General features: G+C 64.3%; 6 protein-coding genes. All 6 read right to left on the bottom strand.

From position 1 onward, the window contains the following. Positions 1-38: 38 nt before the first annotated feature. The 6 genes from ACZ5AC_RS09015 to ACZ5AC_RS08990 all read right to left on the bottom strand — a co-directional run bounded on the left by ACZ5AC_RS09015 (position 39) and on the right by ACZ5AC_RS08990 (position 26,071). The gene (locus tag ACZ5AC_RS09015) at positions 39-776 is read right to left on the bottom strand and encodes an efflux RND transporter periplasmic adaptor subunit (RefSeq protein ID WP_464247290.1); all 738 of its coding nucleotides are present in this window, start codon (positions 774-776) and stop codon (positions 39-41) included. Between the two features lie 13 nt (positions 777-789). Further along, entirely contained in the window at positions 790-2,787 is a 1,998-nt protein-coding gene (locus ACZ5AC_RS09010; RefSeq protein WP_464247289.1) for a preprotein translocase subunit SecA, read from the bottom strand. Then, positions 2,780-4,927: a peptidase M50 gene (locus ACZ5AC_RS09005; RefSeq protein WP_464247288.1), complete on the bottom strand. Its 2,148-nt coding sequence runs from the start codon at positions 4,925-4,927 to the stop codon at positions 2,780-2,782. The genes ACZ5AC_RS09010 and ACZ5AC_RS09005 overlap by 8 nt, the downstream gene beginning before the upstream one ends. Positions 4,928-4,937: 10 nt before the next feature. Next, positions 4,938-6,830, bottom strand: a complete 1,893-nt coding sequence (locus tag ACZ5AC_RS09000) for an efflux RND transporter periplasmic adaptor subunit (protein ID WP_464247287.1) — start codon at positions 6,828-6,830, stop codon at positions 4,938-4,940. A gap of 80 nt (positions 6,831-6,910) precedes the next feature. Continuing rightward, the gene (locus ACZ5AC_RS08995; protein WP_464247286.1) at positions 6,911-7,243 is read right to left on the bottom strand and encodes a DUF3467 domain-containing protein; all 333 of its coding nucleotides are present in this window, start codon (positions 7,241-7,243) and stop codon (positions 6,911-6,913) included. Between the two features lie 297 nt (positions 7,244-7,540). After that, the gene (locus ACZ5AC_RS08990) at positions 7,541-26,071 is read right to left on the bottom strand and encodes a Calx-beta domain-containing protein (RefSeq protein WP_464247285.1); all 18,531 of its coding nucleotides are present in this window, start codon (positions 26,069-26,071) and stop codon (positions 7,541-7,543) included. Positions 26,072-26,216: the final 145 nt, after the last annotated feature.

The following is a 26,216-nucleotide window of genomic DNA, read 5'->3' as shown; positions in this document are numbered from 1 at the left end:
CGTCCATGCAGACCAGATACCAGACGGCCGCGTGGTGCTCAGTCGACCTCGGCTTTTTCGTGCCCGGGGAATACCACGGTGCATTTGAGACCGGCGGGCAGGGCATGATCGGGGTTGGGCAGGGTCAGGCGTACGCCGAAGGTGCCGCTCGCCGCGTCGATGACGCGGTCTACGATGGTCACCGTCGCCTCGTGCCGTCCTCCCACTGGTTTTTCCGGGAGCACCTCGGCCTTCATGTCCACAGCGACCGTGTCGTACATCTCCGACGGCAGGATGACCTCCACGCACAGGGGGTCGATCTGGGCCAGCTTGAGGATAGGCCGGTTCTCGACGTATTCCCCCGGAGACATGTAGCGCTCCACGACCACCCCGTCGATGGTGCTCCGTATTTCAAGGCGTTTGACGATTTCGGAGGAATACCTGTAGTCGGCTTCGGCGAGGGCCTTTTCGGTCTCGGCTTCGTCCATGTCGTTGGCCGCGATGACATCCTTGCGATAGAGCGGGTTCATGCGGTCCATCTTGCGCTGGGCAAAATCCTTCTGGGCCCTTTTTAGCTCCATGGCAGCCTTCTCCACGCTGGAATGCAGCGTCGCCACCACCTGGCCCTTGCGGACCGTGTCGCCGCGGTCGAAGCCGACCGTGGCCAGGACCCCCTCTTGGGGACTTCCAACATGCACCACTTGGAACGGCGTGATCAGCCCGTCGGCCTGGAAGGCGTGGGCCGTAGCCACGGCCAGCGCAAAGACCATCCCCGCAAGCACGAATGTCCGTTTCATGGTATCCCCCGCTTCATTCCAGACGGCCCGAGAACGCCAAGGCGTCCTCCATCTGGGTGTCCAGCCTCAAGAGGTTGCGGCGCAGCCGCGCATGCAGCCGCTCTGCCGAGCGCTGGGCCATAAGCGCCAGCAGCCCGCACGCCCATTGTCCGCCGAGGGGCAGGGGCGAGCGTAGGAGGGCCGCCGCGGGCCAGCGCAGAAATGTCTTCACGTGGGTCGTGATCAGTTCGTCCTCTAGAGAAAGCACGGACTGGAAGGTGCCGGGATCGCCCTGTCGGCCGCAGCGCCCAAAGAGCTGTCGGTCGATGCGGCCAGCCTCGGAGCGTTCCGAGGCGATGACGTGCAGTCCGCCCAATTCGGCCACGCCGGGGCCTAGGCGGATGTCCGTGCCCCGGCCGGCCATGTTCGTGGCCACGGTGATCTGGCCGCGTTGACCGGCCTGGGCCACGATCTCGGCCTCTTGGCGGTCCTGCTCGGCGTTCAGCACCCTGTGGGGCAGTCCGGCCCGGTTGAGCAGGCCGCTCAAGAGTTCCGATGAGCCTACAGAACGCGTGCCAACCAGGATCGGCCGCCCGCTGCCGTGGATCTGCCCGATGGTTCCAACCACGGCCTCCCATTTCCGGCGTTCGGTGTCGAATGCCCGGCTCGGAAGGCCCTTGCGTCGAAGGGGGCGGTTCGTGGGCAGGGGGACCACGCGCAGACGGTAGATGGACCACAGCTCCCGGGCCACCTCACGGGCGGTACCCGTCATGCCGGCCAGACGCAGGTAGCGGCGGAAGAATCGCTGGTAGCTTATTCGCGCCAGGGTGTCCTTGCGGCTGGTGGGATCGCAGCCCTCCTTGATCTCGATGAGTTGGTGAAGGCCCAACTCCCAGGATCGATCGGGCATCAGGCGCCCCGTGTACTCGTCGATGATCTGGACCTTGCCGTCGCGGACGAGGTAGTGCTTGTCGCGCTCGAAGAGATACAGGGCCGAGAGTCCCTGCCGGACCAGTTCCTGGCGCTGCGGAGGGTTGGTCCATGCGCGGGCCTCGGCCCAGTCGAAGCCTTCGGTCTTGGCCTTGCCGCGGTCGCGTAGCTCCACGTTTCGTTCGCTCTCGGAGATGCTGAAATCATCCCCGGCCGTGAGAGACGCGGCCAGATTGAGAGCCAGACGGTAGACGTTCTGGGCGGTCGAGGCCCCGGGGTCGGTGGAAATGATGAGGGGCGTTCGGGCCTCGTCGATAAGCACGCTGTCCGCCTCGTCCACGATGGCGAAACTTAGGCCGCGCATAAGCAGCCGGTTGGCCCGGGAGCTTTCTCCGTACAGGCGTTCGAGCTGCAGCCGCATGGGGCTTGGGCGGTCCCACATGACGATACGGTCTTTGAGGTAGTCGAAGGCCACCTCCTTGTTCGTGCAGTAGGTCACGTCGCAGGCGTAGGCCGCTCGGCGCGCGGCCGGGTCCATGCCCTGCCTGACGACACCCACGGTCAGTCCCAGAGCTTCGTAGATCGGACCCATCAGGGCGGCGTCGCGCCCGGCCAGATAGTCGTTGACCGTGATGATGTGCACGCGGGTCCCAGTCAGGGCCGCGGTGCAGGCTGGGAGTGTGGCTGTCAGGGTCTTGCCCTCGCCGGTCTCCATTTCCGCCACCATGCCGTTGAGGAGCACCAGGCCGCCGGACAGCTGTACGTCGAAATGCCGCATCCCGATCCGGCGGGACGCGGCCTCGCGGACCAAAGCGAAGGCCCGGGCCACTGCGTCGTCCCGCAGGCCCTCCATGCGCAGGGTCATGCCGATCTCGCGCCCGGTCTGCCTGATTTCGGGGTCCGTAAGACGCCCGATCTCCGCCCCGTGGTGGTCGATGCGACCAATCATGCTTGTTCCGAAACGCCCCCGTCCCGGACGTACCCATGGCGCCACCAAGGCGGACAGACCGGTCTCCAGGCGGTCGAGCCAGTTCTCACGTCTTTCCTCCCGCTCCGGGTAGATTCCGGCCGAGATCAGGGCGTTGGCGGTGTCCCTAGACATGAAACCTCGTCAGGAAAAGTTGCCGCAGGGCGCGGTACCACCGCCAGACCAGGGGCTCATGGCCATGGTCGAAGCGGACGTAGACGCGTCCTCCGATGTTCAGGGTCCAGCGGGCCGATGGGGGTTCGACGTCGAACAGGAACATTTTCTGGAACGCGGTCAGGCCCATTTCGTCGCGCGGGTCGATGGCCACGGAACCGCCACCGGTCTGTCCCAATGCCCTGCCTGGCAGGTGGTCCGTGGCGGCCGGCACTTCGCGCTTGAGGGCGGCTTCGGTGATCTGCGAAAAACTGTCCGGCAGCCTGAGTTCCACCGCCTTGGTCCTAGCCCGCACCAGATCCGCGTCCGGCTGGGACACGACCACCCGCACCGTGACCGTGGCCGGTTCGACAACATAGCCGAGCACTTCGCCCCGCCGAACGAAAAGACCGGGCAGGTCGCCCGGTTCGGGCACCAGGAACCTGCCCCCGATGGCGCTGTAGACCATCAGCTCGTCGGCCCTACGCCGCGCGTCGTCGAGCTGGCCCGCCACGTGCTCCATTTCCTCGGCCGTGATCTGGGCCTTCAGCCTGTCCTCGAGGATCTGACTGCCGTGCAGGGTCTTCAGTTCTTCGTAACGGGCTTCGAGTACGCGGATGCGGGCGGGCAGGAAGGGGTCTGCGCACTGCACGAGCAGTTCGCCCGGGGACACCAGGCTGCCCGGCTTGGCCACGATGCGCTCCACGACGCCTTCAGCTTCGGCGCGCACGAAGGACTCCTCAGGCACCCACATGACCCCTTCAGTCCGCGTGCTCAGAGGAACCGGCACGAGGAAGACGGCGGCTGCGATGATGGCGGCCGCCCCCATGCTCACGACCATGGCCCGTCCTCTGCGGCGTCCCAGACGCGGCGAGGCGACAAGGAAGCGCAGCCCCTTGAAAAGCGGCAGGACAAACATGCTGGTTGCGGCCCAGACAGCCAGAAGCACGCCGACAAAGAAGAATTTTTCGGCGATGAAGAGGACGATGAAGACGTAGATGAAGATTCGGTAGAAGAAGGCCGCAATCGAATAGACCAGTAACCAGGCTTTCTCTCCGGTCGTGGCCCAGGGAGGTTCCGCGTCCTGCATGCCGAAGAGTCGGCGCTGGACGAGGTAGGTCAGGTAGTTCATGCCCCGTGGGGCGAGGTTGGGGATTTCAAGCAGGTCCACCACAATGTAGTAGCCGTCGTAACGCAGCAGGGGGTTGATGTTGAAGAGCAGCGACGACACGCCGGCAATGAGCATGACGTTGTATGCCACGGCACGCACGGGTCCGGGCTCCACTCCGACCCATACGAACATCGCCAGGGCCGCGATGAAGAGTTCCACGAACATGCCCGCTGCACCGACGAAGGCCCTTTCCCACTTGTCGCGGAAGGCCGAAGCCGTAGACGCGTCCACGTAGGGGATGGGGGTGAAGACGAGGAAGATGATGCCCATTTCGTGCACCTCGCCGCCCAGACGCTTGACGGCGAAGGCGTGGCCGAACTCGTGGAAGGCCTTGAGGATCGGGAAGATGACCCACATCAGCAGCAGGTTCCCCGGTGCCAGAACCCGGTCCGTGACGTCCTCGGTCAGTTCCGGCCAGTGCACGCCGGCCAGGAAGGCTGCCCAGGCCACCACAACCAGCCAGAGCAGTGCCCCGGTCCATCCGAAAAACGGTCTGACGACGCCTTGGAAGCGCACCAGGATTGGTTCGGGGTCCAGGAGTTTGAAGCGCATGGACAGGGGGTTGCGGATGTTCTGCGTCAGCCTGCCGATTCGTCGTTTCTCGTGCCTTCGCTGCAGTTCAAAAATGTCGGGCGGCACGTCGCACTGCAGCACATCGGCCCCGTGCAGCTGACTCAGGATGCGGACCATCTCCTCCTGCGTCGGGGCGTCCTCGCCCAGACGCAGGCGTCCGATCTCCCAGATGTCCTGGACCGAGCGTTCGCCGTTCATGAGCCCGATGAGCTGGTAGGCGCCGGGCGTGAAGCGCATGTGCCGTCCCGAGGTGTGGTCCTGAAGCACGTACCACGGCTCGCCGCGGTACGTGTGACGGTGGATTTGCGCGTGACTGCGCAGGCGCGGCTTCAGGCTCGCGACGCGATACCACGACGGGCTGTAGAGCGAGGATTTCACGGGGCCCTCCTCACGGCAGCCAGAACCAGAGCTTGAGGCGTACCCAGTAGACCATCTCGTGGGTCCAGATCCAGATCAGGCGGCGCTTCCCGATCTCAACTTTGCCCACACCCTCCATGCCGGGACGCAGCCTGTTCGAGACTTTTTGGACCTGCGCCTCCACCCGGAAATAGTTGCGCCCTTCCTTGGCCGTGAGGACGGGAGTAATGGTGCTTACGGTCAGCGGGAAGAGCTCTCCCGGAAGGGAGGGGAGGGCGAGCTGCCCCTGCTGGCCGACCTCGATGTCGCCGATGTCGCGCTCGTCGACCTGCACGATGACCCTGTAGGCGTCCAGGGGCGCAACCTCGAAGAGGATCTGTCCCCGTTCGACCGGTGCGCCCAAGGACTGGCTCAGGTCTCCGCTCATGACCACCCCGTCGAAGGGGGCCGTGACGCGCGCCCGCGTCAGTTGCTCTTGCACCAGCGCCAGTTCGGCCTCTGCCTGGTTGATCTTGGCCTCGGTGATCCTGACCTGGGCAAGGTCGAATTTGGCCCGCGCCCCCCGGTGCTCCTTGAGGAGCTGCTCCCGCTGGGCGACCCACTTGGCATGCTCCAGACGCAGGTCCCTGTCGTCAAGGATGCAGAGCGCGCTCCCGGCCTGCACGACGTCCCCGGCTCGGGCCACGGCCTCGGCGATGTATCCGTTGAAAGGCGCGCAGACGCTGCGTTGGATTTGCCCCTCAAGGACCGTTGGAGCCTTGACCCGGTAGGTGCCCTCCATGAACCACAGAACCGCGGCCAGGATGCATAGCACGAGCCCGCAGAACTTGAGGGCCAGGTGACGGGGCCCGAACAGGATGCCCAATCCCCTGGCGGCTTTTTCGGCGGCCTTGGCCGCGAGCCAGCGGTCCTCGCTGCGCTTGGTGCCGAGGATGGGTCCGGCTAGGGCCGCGATGGTCCTGACAAGTTCGATGATTTGCGGTTCCGGGTCCCTGCCGGCGGGGAATTCGAGACACAGGGCGCCGTAGGGAGCGTCGTCGGGACCTAGGGGCGCGGTGCAGATGGCTCCGGCGCCGAACTGCCTGGCCAAGGCGTCGTGTCCGACGATCACTAGGGGCGGGGCGTCGGGGGGAGGCGGGAAGACAACCAGGGACTGCTGGTCCGTGGCCTCTTCCATGGCCCCTTCCACGGCCCGAGTCAGGTTGGCCCGCTCGCCGAACTCGGCGCTGTGGGACAGGGCGCTGATGCGCAGCCGGCCTCGTCCAATGAAGCCCAGGCTGACCCGCTCGCACTCCAGCATGGTGGCGAGCCTGGTCACGAAGGCCATGGCCGCGCCCTGGAACCTGTCGTGCTCAAGTGTGTCGGCCACCGAGTCGAGTACCTTGCGCAGCCGGTCGTTGGTCTGGGACGCGGCCTTGGCATCGGCGCGCAGGACCATGACCTCGAGCCAGGCCGTGCCCCAGTGCAGCCGGCGCATGACATCCTGAATGCGGTCATCGCTTTGTCCGGGCACTTCCAGGACCACTGCGCCGTGAAGCTTGCCCAGGGCCGTGACGGGGTGGGCGATATGGACCGTTCTCGCGGGGGGGCCGCCGTTCCTGCCGGTTGGTTGATGTTCGGCCAAGAAGCCGCGGCGTTCCTTCAGGGCCCGCTCGGCGGCCGGCACCAGATGGTTCACGTCGAAGTCGGGGGCCGGCCAGACCGCGGCGGGGAAAAAGGGGCCCTTGTCCGGGGTGCCGAGCAGCAGCAGGGCACTGCGGACGCCCGCTACCATGGTGCACTGCAACGACAGCCAGCTTTCGGCGAATTCCCCCTGCGTAGCGGCCTCGGCGAACCGCCGCCACAGGTCGTTGTCCCGGGCGTCGCCCTGCAAGGGGACCGCGCCGGGAGAATTGGAGGCGCCGTGCACATCCGTCAGGGTCATAGGCTGTGTCCCGTCCCGGGCCGCTGATTCAGGCGCGCCGGCGGCGGCCGCGGCACATGGCCTGCGCGCTCCGTGTTCGACTACTGCACGTCGGTGGGCAGGCCGATGTCCAGCTTGCCGTACTTGGCTTCATAGTCCTTGAGGATGTTGCCGAGCATGAGCGCCAGCCGCTTGGCCACGAAGGGGCTCATGACGATGCGGTCGGCGAGTTGTACCGTGACCTCCTTCTGGCCGGCGTGCCAAGCCTGGTTCATGCCGAAGAGCAGCACGATCTCCTCACGCGTCCCGGCCACGTTGCACACGTTGGCATAGGTGCTCTTCATGTTGGTGTCATCCCAGCGAACCTTCATCTGGGCGTTCTGGGTCACGCCTTCTGAGCCTGCTTCGGATGCGTCGCGACCTCGAGTGGACATAGCGTTTCCTCCTGCAATTGGTGATGGAGCATGGATGCATATTTATGACAACAATACCGCTCATTCACATAGTGGGTCAAGGGATTTCACTTTTTTGCGCGGAAGTCCGCCGCAATTCCGACGCTTCAGCTTAGCGTCCATATGTTGCCGAAGCGTGCGGAGCAGGATCGTCATCCTGGACGATCAGAAAAAAACATGCCGGAAACACGCATGGTTGCGGTTCCCGGCATGTGTTGCGTCATAATCCTTGGTGCACTTTTGTGTCCCGTTTCTCCTTCGTTATGTTCTAAACCCCTGTCACATCTCTATCTTGATCTTGCTGTTCGGGGCTGCCTTGCCGGTCCCGTCGAGCAGGAAGTCGCCGAGCCAGGCCTGCGCCCGTTCCGTCACGGCGTCACCGGGCAGGGCGGTTGCGTCTGCCAGGTCAAGCCGAACCAGCATCTCGGCCGTCTCGTCCATGCCCTCCATCGGGTTGTGCAGGGCCGCACCGTTCGTCATGGTGATCAGACTCGGCAGACCGTCATGGGCCGTGCGTCCCCTGAACCGCTTCAGGATCTTGTCCAGCCAGCCGTGGCTCCCGCCGTCGCCGAACTTGCCGTGCTCGAAGATCCAGCCCGACGGGATGCCGTTGGACGGCGGGGCGAAGTTGAACAGGCTCGACTTCGCGGCCGAAGGCATGGTCACCATGGCCAGGTCGGACGGCAGGTGCCGCACGCCTTCCCCGAGGGTGCCGCTCATGAGGCAGTCCAGGGCCGCAGGCACGTCCCTGAAGCCGAGCACATGGCCGAACTCGTGCATGACCGCCGTCAGGAGGTCCATGCCTTCGGCCGTGCCGCCCGTGAACTCGCTGTCGTCCAGCGGGGTCGGGTCGACGAACCAGCCGTAGCCGGCGGCATCGGCGTCGATGAAGACCGTGCCATTCCCGGTCAGGCCCAGGATCTGGCCCGAGAGGTCGCCGACCTGGAACTCCACGTCATGCAGCGCCGCAACGGCCTCCTCGCCCAGGGCCTCGGCCCAGAGGTCGATGGCCGCTTCGACGATGGGCGCAAGGTCCGTCTCGGTCGCCACGACGCCTTCCATCTCGCCGCTGGCGGGGATGTCGGCCGTCAGCGGCGTGCCGTCGTCGTTCTTGATGGTGATGACGCCGGTGCCGTCGCCGATGGTCGCCCCCACGGCCTCGGAGAGCACGACATCGAAGGTCTCGTCGAATTCGGCGACCTTGTCGCCGTTGACGGTCAGGGTGTAGGTCTTGCTCGTTTCACCGGGGGCAAAGGTGATGGCCGTGTCGGCCGCCACGTAGTCGAACCCGCTCCATGCCGTGCCGTCCTGTGTCTTCAGGCGTACGGACACGGTGTCCGTCGTCGCCGCGGACAGGCTGATGGTCACGCTCACCTTGGTCTTGTTGGTCTTGTCGCCCTCCAGGACGCTGGCGTCCGAGACGGAGATGACCGGCACGGTCGGGGCCGGGGCGTCGTCGTTCACGATGGTGACCAGGCCCGCCTTGTCGGCGATGACGGCGTTCTCGGAATCGAAGAGCTCGATGGTGAAGGTCTCGTCGGGCTCGACGACGTCGTCGCCGTAGACCGTGAAGGCCACGGTCCGGCTGGTCTCGCCCGGGTCGAAGGTTACCGTGCCGTTCTGTTCCAGATAGTCTTCACCGGCCTGGGCTGTTCCCGCCACGGTCGCGTAGGCGACCGTCACGGGCGCATCCCACTCGGTCGAAAGGGTGAATGTCACCTCGACCGTCTTCTGTCCGCCGTCGCCCTCCGTCACCGATGCGTCGGACACGGAGATCGTGGGCAGGGCTGGGGTGGCGTAGGCCGGGTCGTCGGTCCGGACCACCAGGCGGTCGAAGAGGACGTCCCCGTTGCGGGCCAGCAGTCCGAACTCGCCGTCCGTGACCAGGGCGTTGAACGCGAAGCTCAGGGCGGCTCCGCCGTCCAGGGTCACGCTGACGGTGCGTTCCGCGATGGTGATGCCGAGGGTGTAGTCCGTTCCTGCGTCGAGGGTCGCGCTCCTCTCGGCGTCGATGACGATGCCGCCCTTGGCGGTGCTGTGGCCGACGAGGATCTTGTCCGACTCCACGTCCAGGGTCACGAACTTGAAGTCCTCCGGGCCGTAGGAGTCGAACACGAAGCCGCCCTGGTTGGCCGTCCGGAGGACGGCTTCGAGGGACAGCACCGAGGCCGGGGCGATCCGCATGTCGGCGAGGTCGACGGCGGTCCCGCCGGGCGCGGCGGACAGGGTCAGGCTGCCGCCGTCCGCAATGCCGTTAACCGGCGTCTGGAAGAGGCCTTCGAACTCCGCCTGGCTGGAGAACTCCACGGTCTGCGTGGAGGTCATTTCCGGGGCGATGCGCTGCACGACCACGTTGTCGATGGCCGCCCTGGCGTTGTTGGCTCCCAGGCCGACCATGCCTTCGTGCAGGAAGTGCTCGATCCCGTAGCCATCGACGCGGGGGGCGAAGGTGTAGGTCAGGGTGGTCTTGTTGTTGACCCGCAGGGTCGCCGTGCTGCCGTTCAGGGCCAGGAACACGTTGTAGTCCGTGTCGGCCTTGAGGGATGAGGTGTAGGGGGCCTGCACCAGCACGTGCCAGCCCGAGGCGTCATGGTAGCCGATTTCGAGCTTGCTCGTGGACACGTTGATGCCGGCGAACTTGAAGTCCTCGGAGTTCTGGTAGTCGAAGATGAGGTAGGCGTTGGCGCCGTAGCCGCCCGTGGGCTTCACGGCGCGAATTGTAGCCAGCATCTCGAAGTAGCTCGGGATGTATTCGTCGACGTAGAAGACGCTCAGGGCGTCGCCTCCAAGGGCCGTGGGCGCGACCTGGTAGCGGCCGCTGACCACGGACCAGACGCCGCTGTCCACGAAGAAGGCGTCGGAGGTGCCGTCGTTGAAGCCCGCCGAGCGGAGCACGTCGCGGGCGCCGCCCGGGATGTTGCCGGCCTGCGGGTCGGCCGGCGCTCCGGTCTGATCCTGCCAGGCGTAATCCTTCTGCAGCACGAGACCCATCTCGCCTTCGGGTTCGCCGTTTCTGGTTTCGTCCCCCTGACGAGTGAAGTCCGCTCCGTCGGCCGCCGAGAGGGCGTACAGGAACTCGGGCAGGAAGGGCTGCAGGGTCCGGCTGACGGAAGCCGCGCCGAACGGGGCGTAAGGCACCAGATAGGAGTTGTATTCGCCCACCCAATCGATGAGACGATCGCCTCCGGTGTTGCCGATGAGCACGTCGCGGCCTGCTCCGCCGTAGGCCCTATCCTGGTAGAAGGGATGGGTGTCAGGGACGTCGTTCAGGCCGTCGTTTGTATCGTGATTGTCGTCGGCGTTGAGCAGGTCGTTGCCCCAGCCGCCGTACATGTCGTCGGCGCCGGTGCCGCCCACCAGCCAGTCGTTGCCGAGGTCGCCGAAGATGGCGTCGCGGCCGTCGTCACGGACCTCAGGATAGGTTTCGGTCTGCTGGCCCGTGGCCTTGGGCACCGTGCCGCCGGGGCGGAGCACCCCTTCGTCCTTGTTGAAGTTGAGCAGGAACTGGAAGTAGTCAACTCCTTCAATCCCGTCCGTGCCCTTGTAGAGTTCGCCTTGCGGGGTCAGCAGGATGATACGGCGCGGGTCGTACTCGTCGTACAGGTCGAACTCGCCAGCCCGGAAGCGGTTGTTGGTGTGCTGCCCGTCGCCGTCGAGCGGGTTGAAGGCCAGCACGTCGCCGGGATTGGTCGTGGCCGGCAGGCCGACCGCGCCGTAGCCCAGGTTGAGGATGCCGTTCGGGTTGCCGGAAGCGTCGTATGTCGGCACGTAGGCGTCCATGAGGGCCTCGGCGCCGGAGATGGCGTCGTCGCCCGAGCCGCCGTGCAGCCAGTCGCTGCCCAGGCCGCCGAAGATGATGTCGTCGGCGTAGGGCTGGTTGTCCTGATTGTCAGGGAACTCGTCGTCGTTGCCGAGCCAGGTCTTGTCGAAGCTGAAGGGCACCAGGTCCATGGTCTTCTTCAGTTCGCCGGACACGTTGATCAGGGCGTACTGGATATCGCCGGGGGTCTTGATGACCTCGTTCAGGACGTTGCCGTCGGCGTACTTCGGCCGCGGGTCGCTGGCCAGCAGCCCGGCGATGCCGTTGAGGGGCTCGCCCGCCGTGCTGTTGCGGCTGGTCAGGATCAGTCCGTCGTCGCCCAGGACGCCGTCCTGTCCCGTGCCTCCGGAGATCCAGTCGTTGCCGTAGCCGCCGATGATGTCGTCGTCCTGGCCCTCGCCGAAGATGACGTCGCTGCCGGTCATGCCGAAGATGATGTCGTCGCCGGACTCGCCGTGGATCAGGTCGGCCGCGCCGTTGTCGGCGGGCTGACCCTCAAGCTTGGCCGCTCCGTTTACGTATTCGCCGCCGTTGTAGTCGGCGCCGCCCAAGTGGTAATCGAGCTGCTCCATGGCCCGCGGAATGATCTTCAGGGTGCCGTAATTGTCGTAGTTGAAGGTCCGGAAGAGATCCTTGGCGTCGGCCGGGTTCGTCCCGCTCGCGCCGCCCTGCACCAGGCGGTACACATTGGCGTTGTCGCCCATGATGTAGTCGGCGTCGCGGGCATGGCCCTCGGCGGTGGTTGTGATGACATGGGTCGTGCCGTCTTCGGTCGCGTCGCCGATATGGTTGCGGCCGATGTCGATGCCCGCCCCGCCGAAGATCACGTCGGAGGCGTCGGGCCGCATGGCCTCGGTGGTCAGGCCGAACAGGGCCGAGCTGCCGCCGATGATGTCGTCCTGGCCCAGTCCGCCGTACATGAGGTCGCCGCCGCCGTTGCCTTCCAGGTAGTCGTCGCCGTCGGTCGCCGCTTCGGGGATGTTGAAGTAGAGGGTCTCGCTGGTGTCCGGAATTCCGGTGTCAGTGAGGACGACCGTCTCCGTGGTCGGTCCGGGGTCGGCGCTGGCGCCGATGGTTCCGTCGCCCTGCATCAGGTCGTTGGCAAGCTGGCCGAACATCACATCGTTGTCCGCCCCGCCGGCCATGACGTCGGCCCCGAAGAGACCGGCCGCCGTGGTGTCGGCGTGATCGATCAGCTCGATGTCGCGACCGACGGCGTCAGCCGGGTCGCTCTGCCACGTACTGCCCAGGTTGGCGATGATGGCCGTTTCTGAGGTCGTATAGATGGAGGGCGCCGTCAACGCGCGGAAGCGCGGGCTCAGGTCGTCTCCGCGACGCCAGACGATGGCATTGTCGCCGGCCATGGCGTCGTCACCGGTGCCGCCGTCCATGAGGTCGTTCACATCGTCGATGGCGGGCGTCGAGATGCCCGTTCCGTCAAGGCTGGCCGAGATGGTCGTCAGGGACAGCTCGTCGATGCCGCCGGACACGTTGTGCCCGCCGGTCATGTCGTCGTTGCCGGAGCCGCCCCACATGCGGTCGTCGCCCTGCTGGCCGAGCATGCCGTCGTCGCCTTCCTCGCCCCACATGCGGTCGCCTTCACCACCGAAGTTCGGGGTCAGCGGATCGCCGTCCGTGTCGCCGGTATCGATGGCGAAGAAGTTGCGGGAGTTGAAGGCCAGGCGCCAATCCTGCCCAGGTGCCCTCAGGGCGCTGAACTGCGGGTAGAGGCGCCCGTGGTCGCCGAACATGAGGTCGTTGTTGTCCACCGCACCGAGGCCGTCGCCGTCGTCGCCGTACATCTCGTCGGAGTCGGTGCCGCCGAACATCATGTCGCGGCCGTTGTCGCCGTAGATGAGGTCGCGTCCGCCGCTGTTGGGCTGCTCGGTGGTCACGAGGTCGAGGGTGGAGAGGTCGGTGTCGGCCGTGCCGGTGCCGTATTTGGCCCAGAGGGCGGGATTGTTGGCCTCGAGATCGATGCCAAGGACGTCGAAGAGCCGTCCGGTGGACAGCCATTCGAAGGCGCCGTTGTCGCCGAGGACGATGTCGTCGCCGTCCAGCAGCGTGGTGTTCTTGCCGCCGGACGTGGTCGGGTCGAGGCGGTCGCCGTAGAGGGTGTCGCCGTAGACGCCGCCGGCGATGATGTCGCCGCCGGCGTTGCCGGAGATGGTGTCGGAGCCGCCGGTGTTGTCCGGGTCGTCGTTGTCCGTGGTGCGGATGGTCTTGACCGCGGCGTCGAGGACGAGCTTCAGGTCGAAGCCCGAGACCGGCGCCAGGGGTGCCGCCACCAGGAAGATGTCGGCGTTGTCGCCGATGAGCAGGTCGCCCAGATCGGCAGCGCCTGCGCTGGCGTTGGCGTCGTCACCGTAGATGATATCGCCGGCCGTGCCGCCGATGGCCACGTCGAGGCCCTTGTTGCCGGAGATGACGTCGATGCCGCCGAGGGCGTCTTCGAAGGAGCGGATCAGGTCGAGGGTCATGCGGTCGGTGTCAGCCATGCCCGGTTCGTCGCCGGGGTAATCCGCCGGGTCGTAGGTGAAGTCGAGGAGGCCGTTGTCGCCGAGCATGATGTCGTCGCCGTCGTCGGCGATTGTCGTCGAGTTGGGCAGTGCGCGGTCACCGTACAGCAAATCCTTTTCGAAGCCGTTCAGTTCGTCGCCATCGTCGTTGTTCACGCCGCCGAGCATGATGTCGTTGCCGGCGTTGCCGGACATGGTGTCGGCGCCGCCGGTCGCTTCCTCGGTATCGGTGGTCGTGATCAGGTCGACGGCCGTGCCGAAGACGAGCAGGCGGCCGTCCGTACCGGACAGCTCAATGCGCGCGTTGTCGCCGAGCATGATGTCTTCACCGTCATCGTCGCCGGAGGATGCGGATGCGTTGTCTCCGTACATCGTGTCTTCGCCCACTCCGCCGATGAGGAGGTCATTGCCCTCGTTGCCGGAGATCTCGTCCCCTCCGCCCAGGATCACACTGTCGTCCACTGTCTGTGTGGCCTGATCCACCACCTTGTAGGGTTGAGAGATGATCAGTTCCAGCGTGCCGAAGTCGGGACCGGTCTGGAGCGGCGCGAAGCCGAGGGAGTTGCCTACGGACGCAGCCAGCAGGAAGCTCTGCATAACGGAGCCGTCCTTCCTGGCCAGGGTGATGCGGTTCCCCTCCGCGAGGGCTTCTATGTCGCCGCTCAGGTCCACGTCCTTAGGCACGGCTTCACTGGATTTGGCGTTTGCCAGGGCCGTGTTGATGGCCGCAACAAGCGCGCCCATGTCCGCATATTCACCTGCCGGCACCGTGACCTTGACCGGCACGGTGTCGCTGTAGCGGGTGATGTAGAAGGTTTGGGCGTGTTCGAGGGCGGGTGATTCGATGTCTTCGACGCCTGTCAACGCGACTGGGTCGAGGCCGAAGTCGAGAAGACCGTTGTCGCCCAGGATGATGTCGTTGCCGGTGTTGCCGAACAGACTGTCCGGGCTGCCGTTGACGCCGCCCAGGATGATGTCGTCGGCCTCGTTGCCTTCAATCAAGTCCGCGCCGCCGGTGTTGGTCAGAGGGGTGTCTTGATCGGTCACGTCGGACGTGTAGATTCGGCGGGCTATGCCGAAGTCGAGTTCGATCACTCCGTTGTCGCCAAGGAGGATGTCCTTGTCCGGGGAGTAGAATTCCCCATCCTCACCTTCGATCTGCACCACGGGGGCGCGGCCGCTGCCGTGCCCGCCGTAGATGAAGTCGCCACTGGTGCCGCCGAAGGCGATATCGTTGCCGTTGTCGCCGAAGATGTGGTCGATGCCCACGCTCTCGGCGTCGGGGATGCTCATGATCATGCGGTTGAGGCGGCCGAAGAGTTCGATGCGCCCGCCGTCGCCGATGAGGACGTCATCACCGATGGGGTTGATCTCGGGCAGAGCGCCTGCATCGGCCGGGGCGATGTCGCCGCCGATCCAGTCGTTGCCTGCCCCGCCGAGGACAACGTCGTCGCCGGCTCCACCGTTGATGGTGTCGTTTCCGTCGGTGCCGTCCCCGTCGAGGGCGTCGACGTCGACTTCAGTGACGATGAGGTCCAGCGTCTCCTTCAGACCGTCATCCGTGAAGGTGCCCACAAGGGCGTCCAGGCTGGCGACCGTCGCCCCGCCGTCGCCGATAAGGCGGTTGCCCGAGGCGTCGGTGCGGATCAGGGAGCCGATTTCAATGACGTCGCGCAGGACGCCGTCGGCCTTGAGCTCCGTCGCCTGAGCGGTGGTGTAGAATTCGAGGAACGCCACCAGCCCGTCGTCGCCGAAGACGATGTCGTTGCCGGCCTCGCCGTCGATTCTGTCATCGTCTGCGCCGCCGAAGATGGTGTCGGGGTTGATGCCGCCCTTGATGGTGTCGTTGCCGGCGTCACCGAAGATAATGTCCGCCCCGCGGTCGCCGTAGAGGCGGTCTGCACCTTCCTGGCCGCGGATGTAGTCGTTGCCGTCCTCGCCGAAGATGGTGTCGCCGGAGTCGGGATCGCCGTCAGCGACCGTGTCGGCGTTTTCGGTGGCGTAGGCGTCGGCATAGCCGAACATGATGTCGTCATGGGCGCCACCCAGCATCAGGTCGGAACCGCCGCCGCCGTACATGGTATCCATGCCGGTCTGGCCGAGCATGCGGTCATTGCCGGCGCCGCCTTGGAGGAGATCGTAGCCGTAGCCGCCGTACATGACGTCTGCGCCGTCCTGGCCGAAGAGCCGGTCATTGCCGCCCGTACCAGTGTCGGTCAGCCGCAGCGTCAGGTAGCCGAACTGGTCGTAGCCAACCATTCCGGCCTTGGCCGCATCGGGTGTCCAGACGGTCGAGGGGAGTGCGCCGCTCGCATACTGGATGTTCACGCCGTCGCCGATGAGCAGATCCTTGTCGCCGCCGCCTTCCAGCCAGTCGTTGCCTCCTCCTCCCACGAGCAGATCGATACCGGCGTCTCCCAGCAGATGGTCGTCCCCGTCGTTGCTGCCCGGCATCACGAAGAGGCGCTTCAGTGTCGTACCGTCGTTTTCGTAGACCAGAGTGCCGCCGTCACCGAAGAGGATGTCGTTTCCGGCACCGCCTGTGATGGTGTCGAGGCCCTGTTCGCCGTAGATCACGTCTGCGCCGCCGCCGCCGATCAGGCTGTCGTTGCCCAGGCCGCCGCGGATCAGACCGGCACCGGTGCCGCCCGTGACCTCGATGATGTCGTCGCCGCTGCCGCCTTCAATGGCGTAGGTGATTCCCGAGGTTCCGAGATCCAGGAATATCCTGTCGTCGCCCTCGCCACCGTAGGCGATGATGTGGTCGGCCTTGTAGACCTGGGCCGCGCTCTGCGGGACGCCCAGGCCCCAGACCTCCACCTCGCCGCCGCCTATGGACCTGACGCGAATCTCCTCGCCGAAGTCGTCCGTGTCGCCGTTGAGGCGCGAGCCGGAGTTGGCGCCGATGTTCAGGAGCAGGGCGCCGTCGCCGCGCTCGGTAGCCAGGATGGGTTCACGGTCGAAGGGTATGCTGAATTCGAAGAGCACGATCTTGGGCGTGATGTCGAAGGTGTACTCGAACATCAGCGCCTTGATGTAGGCCCGCAACTGGGCCGAGATGTCGCCGTAGACGTCGAAGATGGCCACGGGAGCCAAGGCCGGGTTGCCTGTGCGGGCCTCGTAGAGGAAGGCTCCGAGCATCTCGTCGACGCGCACCTTGCCGTCGCGGTCAGGGTCGTAGAGGTCGAAGTTGACCGTCAGGATCAGTCCGCCCTCGACTCCCGCGCTGGCGATGCCGAGGTTCAGCTCCGCCCCGGCGAAGACCTCGCCTTCCAGCACGAGTTCGGGCACATCGGTGCCGCCCGTGCCTTGCGGCAGATCGGTGTCGCTGATGAAGAAGCCGGCCAGTAGGTCAAGGGGGTTCTCGAAATCGCCTTCGACGAATCTGGCCACGCCCTCGGTGTCATAGCCGAAAGCAAGGTCCACGGTGACGCCCGCACCGATGGTCAGGACGACGTTGAAGGGGCCCCACACCGGGAAGCTTTGCCGCCACTGGAAGTCAAGCCCGAAGGGCGGCAGGTCGTAGGTGATGAGCGTCGCGGGCCTGCCGAGCAGCAGCCCGAAGATTTCGGAAGGACTCTCGAAGATGGGGAAGCCGAAGCTGCCCGCTCCGGGCGCGGTGCCGTTCAGGACGCTGGAACTGGTCGCCCCGGTGGAACCGCTCGTGTCGATGCCGTCGAGGATCGTGTCCAGCCCGTCCTCGAACCCGCCCAGGGCATCGCCCAGGGAGAACCCGCCCTCGCCGCTGGAGTCGCTGCCGAGGTCGAAGTCGGGCAGAGTCAGGTTGAACTTGAGCTCGTCCGTAGAACCGGGGCCGATGATGCTCAAGCTGCCGATGGGCACGATGAGGGAACCGGGCTCGGCCGGGATGCTGTTCACCAGGGAGATGATGTCGGCGATGGCGTAGATCATGCCTGTTTCGACGTAGCCGGTCAGACCGGCGATATCGACCAGGGTGATGGTCCGGCCGGCCAGGTCGGAGACCACCGGAATCCGCGCGGTCATGAAGTCGATGACAGGCTGCAGGGGTTCCGTGATGTCCTGGATGTTCTCCACGATGGGCCCGAGGAAGTCGCCGAGGAAGGAGCCCATGTCGATGCCGACATGGCGGAACTCAACCAGTTCGAGCATCTTCGAGAAGTCGTAGTTCTCGGCGCCGATGAGATCGCCCGTCGACCAGTCGAGGACGAATTGCGCCCCGACCTGCGGGATGAGGGCCGACACGGCGTCGGGGATGATGTCTTCGTTGAATTTTGCGACGAGTCCGAGGTTGACCTCGGCGTCGACCTGGAGGTCCACGTCCGCGCGCAGCTTGCCGAGTTCGGAGAAGCTCAGGTGTTCATCCTTTTCTTCGTCGGTATCGTCCTTGTTGTAGAGGTCGACCTGGAAAACGGCCGTCAGCCGCGTCTCGTCGACATCGCTGTCGCCAGCGCCGTTTGGCCTGTTCACGAGCTGCTGTGTCGCGGCGTCCCAGTATTGCTGATCGAAGTTGTCCCAACTGGCGTCCACCTTGAAGCGATCACGGAATTCGTCGTAGGCGCCGGTGGCGTCTCCCGGGGAATCGTCGCCCAGGGAGAAGACGTCCACCTGCAGGAAGGCCAGCTTGCCCGAGAGGCGGTCGCCCGGGTTGAACCAGGCGTCCGCACGCAGGTAGAGCTCGTCGGAGATGTCAATGTCGTCTGTCGCATCATTGGTGGTGCCTTCAATGTCGAGCTTCCGCGGGTTGTCGATATCGATGTAGGCACCGTCGGTCCGGTTGATGCCGATGCCCAGGGCCAGGTCCCACAGCAGGAGCAGGTTCAGCTTGGCGTCGGACTCCAGGCCCAGGGCCGGGAAGCCTATGTCGAAGCCAAGGTCGATGTCCGGGGTGTAGCGGTCGCCGAGACGCAGATCCCACTGCACCTGGTCATCCATCCAGTCGGTCGGGGTGTCTTCTCCCAAATAGGTGAAGGTGATGAAATCGTCCGCCGTGTCCTTGTCCACGGTGCCGGCATTGTAGGCATTCCAGTCGACGATGCTGCCGTCGGTCGGGTCGACGAGCTTGCCGAGGCCGGGCAGGGAATGGAAGGCCGCGTAGAAGGCGGCCGGATCGCTGGCATCCCACACGTCGCCGCCGGGGCCGAGGATGGTGAAGAGGAAGTTCTGCACGAAATCGCCGGCCACTTCGGGCGCGTTGGCGATGATATCCCTGAAGGGCTGGATGATCTGGCTGCGGATGTTCTCGATAAAGTCGCCGCCCGCCGCCAGGCTGTCGCCGATGAACGGCAGTTCGATGCCGAAGACCTCGCCGTAGAGGAAGTTCTGGACCTGCTCCATGAACAGATCCAGGGCGTCGATGGCCAGGCCGACGTTGTCGAAGAGGCTCAGGTTGCTGAAGTCGATGCTCGACAGGTCGGGAACGTAAGGGATGAGGTTGCCGAAGACGAAGTCGCCGTCAGCCGAAAGCGAGATGGTCGGATTGAAGCGGATGTCTCCCAGGTAATCTGAGTCTGTGGGGAAGAAGAGCGGCAAGGTGGCGTTGACGACCGGATCGGCGATGCCCGAGAGGTCGAAGCCTTCAAAGGCGCCGGCCATGTCCACCCAACCGTCGGTACCGCCGCTGAATTCAAAGCCGAGGTCGACCCGTGCCGTCCCGCCGGTGACGAACAATCCCAGCGGGCCGAGGGCCGCGTTGAAGGTCAGTGTGTCGCTGTAGGCCTCGAAGCTGCCGGTGATGCTGGTATCGTTTTCATAGAGGTATATTTCGCCGGTATCGAGGTTGATGCCGAAAGCCAGCCTGGCATCCACATAACCCGTCGCGCCGAGGCCCGCCGCGCCTTGCAGGCTCAGGGGGCCGAGATCGACGCCGGCCAGATCGCCCAGATCCAGGTCCACGTCGATGGCTTTCTTGAAGCCCACGGGCAGGCGCAGATCGATGCGCAGGATGTCGTCGCCGTCCAGGGTGGCGAAGGCGAACTTGAGCACGTCCGAGGCCGGGTCGGTGATGCCGTACTGCTGGAAGTAGGCCTGCATGGCCGCGGCCGGGTCAAGTTCCTTGCTGAAGTCGGGCAGCCCGAAGTTCTCCCGGATCTTCTGGGCCAGCATCTGCAGGCTTCCGGCCGGATTCTGCCGGATGTCCTCCACTGCGGCGCGCAGACGGTCGACGAAGTCCATGACGTCGTCGAGGCTCAGGCCCAGGAACGGGATTTCGGTCCTGAAGAAGTCGTACGTGGTGTCGAATTCATCCAAGAACCCGAGCAGGCCATCCATGGCGTCCATGACCTGATCGAAACCGATGTCCTGGAAATCGCCGAGGTTGCCGAGGGCTGTTTCGAAATGCTGTCCGAGGCTGTCGAGGACATCCAGGGTCGGCAGGCCGGGGTCGAACGAACCGATTTTTTCAAGCGCTTCAATCCCGGCGTCGGTCGACCAGTAAGGCAGGCCAGAGAGCGGCGTGACAGTGAAACGTATCCCCGAGAACGGGGACGCGCCTTGGAGTTTCAGACTGCCGGAGGTGGCGACGATGTAGTCATCGAGTTTCGCCTTGGCGATTGCGTAGTTGAAATCGGCCACAAGGTCGGCAAGCGAGGTGTTCGCTGCACCGCCACCGATCCCCGTGTCGAGGTTGTCGCCGTCGGTGTTGTCGGCCAGCACCGTCACGGTGCGGGTTACGCCGCCGTCTATGGCCACCTCGAAACTGAAGTCTTCAACCAGGACATAGTCGCCAAAGGGATCACCCAGCGTGACGAACGGAGGCGCGGCGAAGGCGTTGCCGAGGTTGTCGAGGGAGACGATGATCCGGCCGTCGCCCAGGTTGAGCGGGGTGGCCATCCCGGAGATGGCGCCGTCGAGGGTGGCCAGGAGGCCGAAATCGGCGGTGCCGGTGAACGTGGGCCTGCTGATGACGGCGGACAGTTCGTCGATGGTTCCGGGCAGGACAGCCTGAGTGACGCTGTCCTCGGCCGTGAGTGCCTTGAACAGGTCGGTCATCGTCCGCTCAGGCGGACCAGCGTAAACGATGCTGCTGGCGAAGTCGCCGGTGTAGAGGGTTTCCTGGGGAGCCCCCGGTTCGGCCTGGAGAGATTCGTCGATATCGGGTGTGGCCGGGTCGTCGGTTTTCATCCAGGGCGTGGCAACGCTGGGGTTGAACGGTCCGATCAGGTTGACGCCGACGAAGCCGAAGGCTCCCTTGGCGCTCAGTGCGTCGTATTCCGGCGTGGAGGGGTCGTCGATGGCCTTGACGGTGACGGTCGCGTCAAGGAAGGGCTCGGAGCCCAGGTTGCGCACGAAGACGCGGTCGGCCAGTTTGATGGCGGCAATGGCTTGACCTTCGATCAGCCCATCCGGGGTTTCATCGACGGTTGTCGTGTCGGCCCCGAATATTCCCAGAGAAATTGCCGCGCCGCTACGGTTCACCGTATCGACTCGGAACAGGGATGAACCCGTCGAGGAGTCGCGCAGGTTGATGGCCGTGCCGGAAGCGTCGTATTCGAGCGTGACCAGATGATCGGTCTGTGCGTAGATTCTGTCGGCGACCATTCCGATGTTTGTCGCGTCGTCAAGGGACACGCGGTAGACATGGCCATTTTGCGTGTAGATCAGCAGATCCGCGGAATCAGCTTCGACGACTCCGTCGATATCAGGCGGATCGAGTTGTGGGTGTGGTATCAGATGCAAATCTGTCGCCGCAGGATTCGTCGGCGAGAGGGCTTCCACGCTGAAGCCTGTGTAGTCGGTGCCGATCTCGGCACCCGCCGCCTGCATCAGCACCATCCGGTAGCCGTCGTTGGATGCGGCAACGTACGGGCGCAGGTCGACGACCACGTCGTTTGACGGATCGGCGTCGCCGTCAAACAACACGGCCTTGCTCAGGGCGCGGTTCATGTCCGAGACCAACGAGTAGATGCTTGAGTTGTCGAGGTAGTCAGCCCGTCCCGTCGCAGGGTCGACCGTGCCGACCTTGACCGTATAGGCGTTGCCGTCCAGCGTGCCGCCCGTGAAGCTCACCGTGAACGTGGCTTCGCCGCCCGGACCGTAATAGAGGGGCGCGGACTTGTTGGCGAGCACGGATAGATCGGCGGTCGCCGTCTGTCCGGTTTCAATCCCCAGCGCCCCGGCGCCGGCGGTCACCTCAAAGGACAGCACGGACGGGTCGATGGCGCGTAGCACGATGCGCTGACCGCTGACCTGGGCCAGTATTTTCCCGGCAAGGTCGATGTCCGCGGAGATGACGGCGTTCAAATCCGCCACGAGCTCGGAGATGCCGGCGTTGGGGTCGGTGCCTGGGAGCGCACCGTTGGTGGCGTCTGCATCGATATTCAGGGTTTTGTTCAAGGTGCCGCTGGTGGTCGTGATGGACAGGCCGAGGCTGATGTCGTCCGTCAGTTGGCCGAGATACGGCGAGGGGATGTCTTTGTCGCCTTTGAGTTGCACGCCTGCGGAGCTCATGGCCGTGCTATCGTAGCTGCTGTTCGTGAATCCGAGTTCTCCAGCTGAGCCGCCCACCAGGACGACAATATTGATGACGCTTGCCGAAGCAGCCTTGAGCACGATTCTCTGGCCTTCTGCCGCGGCCACGATGCGCCCTCCAACCCCCTTCTCGGTCAGGGCTTCGTTGAGATCGTCCACGAGGTCGCCAATGTCGTCATTGTCTGCCGTATCGGCGGCAAATACCGTGATGGTGCCATAAACACCGTCAAGTGACGGATCCGAGTACGTCACGTTCAGCATGAAGCTCTGGTCTGCCGTGAGATGGCCGTCGGCTGAGACGATATCCGTCGTGGCAACAAGCGGTTGTAGCCATTCCCAGTTGATGCCGAGTTCCTGTATGGCAGCTTGGGCCTCCATCCGGAAGAAGTTCACGTCGGGGTCGATGGCGCCGTAGACTATCTGGTTGCCGTCCCGACTGGCCACGAAGCGGTCCAGCAGGGTCTTGCCGCCGCCTATGTCCACCCTTCCGAAGGCAAGGTTGATGTCATTGACGAGGTCCGTGACGGTCCGGTTGCCGTCGGTGTCGGTCTTGAGCACGGTCACGGAATAGGTCGTGGATGATAACCCTTCGAACAGCGTGACCGTGAACGTCTTGTTCTCGGTGAGCTGCACGGATGCGGGCGTCGCTCCGGTCAGGGACACCGTGACCGCCTGTTCGGGTTGCAGCCCGAGTTCCGTGAAGGCGGTGCTGGTCGCTGTGGAATCGATGCTGAAACCGATCACGTCGGCATCCGAGGTGATGAGGCGGACGCGGTCCCCGACCGCTTCCGCAGTGATCCCGTAATCGGCCTTGAGATGCAGGGTATTGGCTGTGGCGTTGCCGAATTCGTCGAGTTCCTTGGCCGCGTCCAGGGCCAGGTCGATGTCCTGCAGGAGATTTTCCAGGGTCTTGTTTGAGTCGGTCAGGCTCTTGGGAACCGTGACCCGGGCCATCATGACCGCGCCGCCCGCAGTGGTTACGGTCACTTCGAAGATGGCGTCGGCCGAGAGACGGCCGACATAGCTCGAGACGTCGTCAACGCCGGTTACGGCCAGGATGTCGCTGATGGTGACACCCTTGTCGCCGTTGAGACCGCCAGCCCCGTCCAGCGTCGTCTCGGCGCTTATGGCTTTGGCCGCACTGCCCAGCTTGAATCCAAGAGTGGTGTTGAGGAACCCTTCCACTCCGACGTACAGCGTCGACTCGGTGAAGAGGCCGTCCAGGGGACTCAGGTCGAGGCTGAAGTCGGCCGGCACCGCGACGTCTTCAAAGGGGTGGCTGAGACGAATGTCGTAAGTCAGTTCGGACTTGCCCGTGTGGAAGCGCGGATTGATGGCGTCGCTCCCGAGCGGGAGCGCGACGAGCCGGGCGGCCAGTTCCTGCGCGGTGTCGAAGGTCACCACCAGATTGGCGTTGTCGCCATCCATGAGCCAGGCGATGAGCTTGCCGGTGTCTGTGGCATCGTCGGCGCCCGGCTTGGGCTGCAGCCCGTCGTCGCCGTCATCGATGATCAGTGCGTCCTCAAGCACATCGGCGAAATCGAGGACGTCGCCCATAACCGCCTGGGCGAAGGGGAGCTGGTAATTGGCCAGGAGTTGGCTTTCGGGCAGGCGTTCAAGCCATGATTGGAGCTGAGAAAGCCCACCCAGCACACTATTGGCGTTGATGACGGTGAAGTCGAGCATGTTCGCCCATGCCGTATCCCCCGGCGACCAGTCGGCCGGGTCGATGTCCGTGTCCGCCTTGTCTGTGCGAATTTGGAGCAGCGTTTTGCCGGCGGCGTTGGTCAGGTTGAAATCCGGCCGGTCGTATTCGTCCTCGCCTTCAACCATGCTGAAGCCGGTGAAGGGGTTGATGTTGACCTTGAGGGTTGCCGTGGGCTCATAGACCATGCCAAACTGGTCCTTGAGGCCAGCCTTGACTTTCAGGGGGAGGCTGATCTGCAGGGCGTCGTCCGTGTTCCAGCCGGCCTTGTTCGAAAGGAGATTTTCTGCGGAGGTGCTGTGAAGTTCGTCGTAGGTGATAACGTTTTCGGCATCGAGGATGAGGGCGCGGCTGATCTCGATCGATTTGGCATCGGGCTGCAGGAGGCTGGTCCTGTAGTACAGTTCGATGTTGCCTGCGTTGTCCCGCGCGAATACTCCGTAAGAAAACAGTGGGCTGATCATTTGGAATTGCAGGTTGGAATCCCGCAGTTCCGCATTGATGTCTGAGATCAGACTAGCCAGCGTGACGACGTCGTCGCTGGGGTCGCCGTTTCCATCGTCGAACAGAGTCGGCGTCACAGTGACCAGGATTGGCAGCGCTCCGTCAACGGAAACGAGGAAGCTGACAGGCGTCACATCGGTGGTGCCGATCATGGACGCAGTACTCGTGGCGGTAATGGTTTCGTAAGGGTCCGCATAGAGTTCATTGCCGCTGAAGCCCAGTGGGGTGATGTCGGCGTCGGGCAGGGAGAACTTGAGACGCCATTCCCCCCCGGAATAATATTTACCCGCAGTGATCAGACCGCTGAGGTCGTACGGCGACGCGTCAGCCAGGGCGTCGGTGATGTCGTCAATGAGATCGTCGAGGGTCGCGTTGTCCTGGGTGCTGGCCGCGGTGATCTTGATCTGCGATAAGGGCGACGTGGCGGTCAGGCCTATTTTCAGGGTGAAAATGACGTCCGAGGGGAGGATGAAGTTTTCCGGCTCGGGCACTTCCCCGGCCAGGAGACCTGTCGTGCCCATGACCGGGAGAGTCTGGACAAATCCGAGGGCGTCGGGATGGCTCGGGTCGTGGAACAGGGTGTCCACACCCATGTCGATGAGGAACTCGCCAGTCGATGTGCTCGTGCCCAGGAAGCCCACATTGACGTCGGTCACGATGCCGGTGTGATGGGCCTTGACCCCGATTTCCAGTGAACCGTCGGGAACCGTGATGAAGAAATCGTGGACATCCGTGGGGCCGGTGGGAGTTCCATCCGGGAGTGCCAGGGTGTCGGGCGGCGGAGTGGGATTGGGGATGGTCTTTGCTGCGTAGCCTTGCAGGCCAATGATCAGGTCGTCGAAGTATACCCCCGCCTCGACCTGGATCTTGGTGGCTTCCAGCCCCGGTTCGGCGATGCCGCTCGAATTCGCCGGCTTTTCGGTGCCTACGGAGATGTTGAGTTGGTCGGACTGATAGCCGAGGTCCATGACGACATCGTGGTTGAAGACAAATTTAACGTCTTCCATCGTCAGCGTGAATCCGGGCCCGAGGTTATGGGCAGTGACGGTGCCGATATCGACTTCGACCAGGGATTCACCGTTCGTGGCGAGCAGCTGTCCCGACGGATAGGCCGAATGATATGCGTGGCCGGAGACGAGGGCCGCAGGAGCTTGCAGGCCTGTTTCAAGGAATGTGTCGAGCTCGGCCAGGAATTCGCTGACGGACTTGTTGACCCAACTCGAACCATCCCATTTCAGATGGTTGAAGTCTGACCAGGGGTCCGTGATCGGACTGCCCCACGCTCCGCCGGGGTATGCCAGCGTCGGATAGTACTGGGCGTCGCTGTTGTCCATCCAGTCCTGCATCTGTCCGACAACAAGGACATCGAATGCTTCCTGCCATTCGACAGCACCGCTGTCGTCCATATCCATGGCCGACAGCGCGAGTTCGGCCGAAGGGACAAATGCCCACCACAGTACCCCTTGATAACTGTAGTAGTAGTCTCCGCTAATCAGATGCCAGACATTGAGCGGGTCGGTCATGTCGAGGTGGACGCCGCTGCCGGGTTGGTGAACCAGCGGTGCGGTCCCGTCCCCGTCAGAGTCGTTGAAATCGTTGCCGAGGAACAATGTGCCTGGCATGTATTGCGCTTCCAGGAGGCCCGCCACCGGGGCATCGATTCCATCGATGCGTCCGTCCCCGTCTCGGTCCGCAACGTCGATCTTCAGAAGATCCTTGATTTCCGGCGTCACATAGGCGCCGGATTCGCCCGAGTCGGCGTCGAACCAGAGGACGCCCGGCACGGGATTTTCAAAGGAAGAGTCTTGGGTCACGACGTATTCTTGGAGACGGGAGGCCATTTCCGACAGGCCGTCGCCAATGGCTATCGAAACGCCCGGTATCAGATCGTCAGCCGAGAGAAGAACGCGCGGTTCAAGGACTTCGAGATGAACCTTTTGGCCTCGCTTCACGGCACTC

It is taken from the genome of Desulfomicrobium aestuarii (assembly GCF_055385525.1).
This window is presented reverse-complemented; position numbering and strand designations above follow the sequence as displayed.

What these genes read in the sequence shown, in the direction of transcription:
- ACZ5AC_RS09015 (WP_464247290.1), bottom strand. Translation starts at nt 776, where the DNA reads ATGAAACGGACATTCGTGCTTGCGGGGATGGTCTTTGCGCTGGCCGTG.
- ACZ5AC_RS09010 (WP_464247289.1), bottom strand. Translation starts at nt 2,787, where the DNA reads ATGTCTAGGGACACCGCCAACGCCCTGATCTCGGCCGGAATCTACCCG.
- ACZ5AC_RS09000 (WP_464247287.1), bottom strand. Translation starts at nt 6,830, where the DNA reads ATGACCCTGACGGATGTGCACGGCGCCTCCAATTCTCCCGGCGCGGTC.
- ACZ5AC_RS08995 (WP_464247286.1), bottom strand. Translation starts at nt 7,243, where the DNA reads ATGTCCACTCGAGGTCGCGACGCATCCGAAGCAGGCTCAGAAGGCGTG.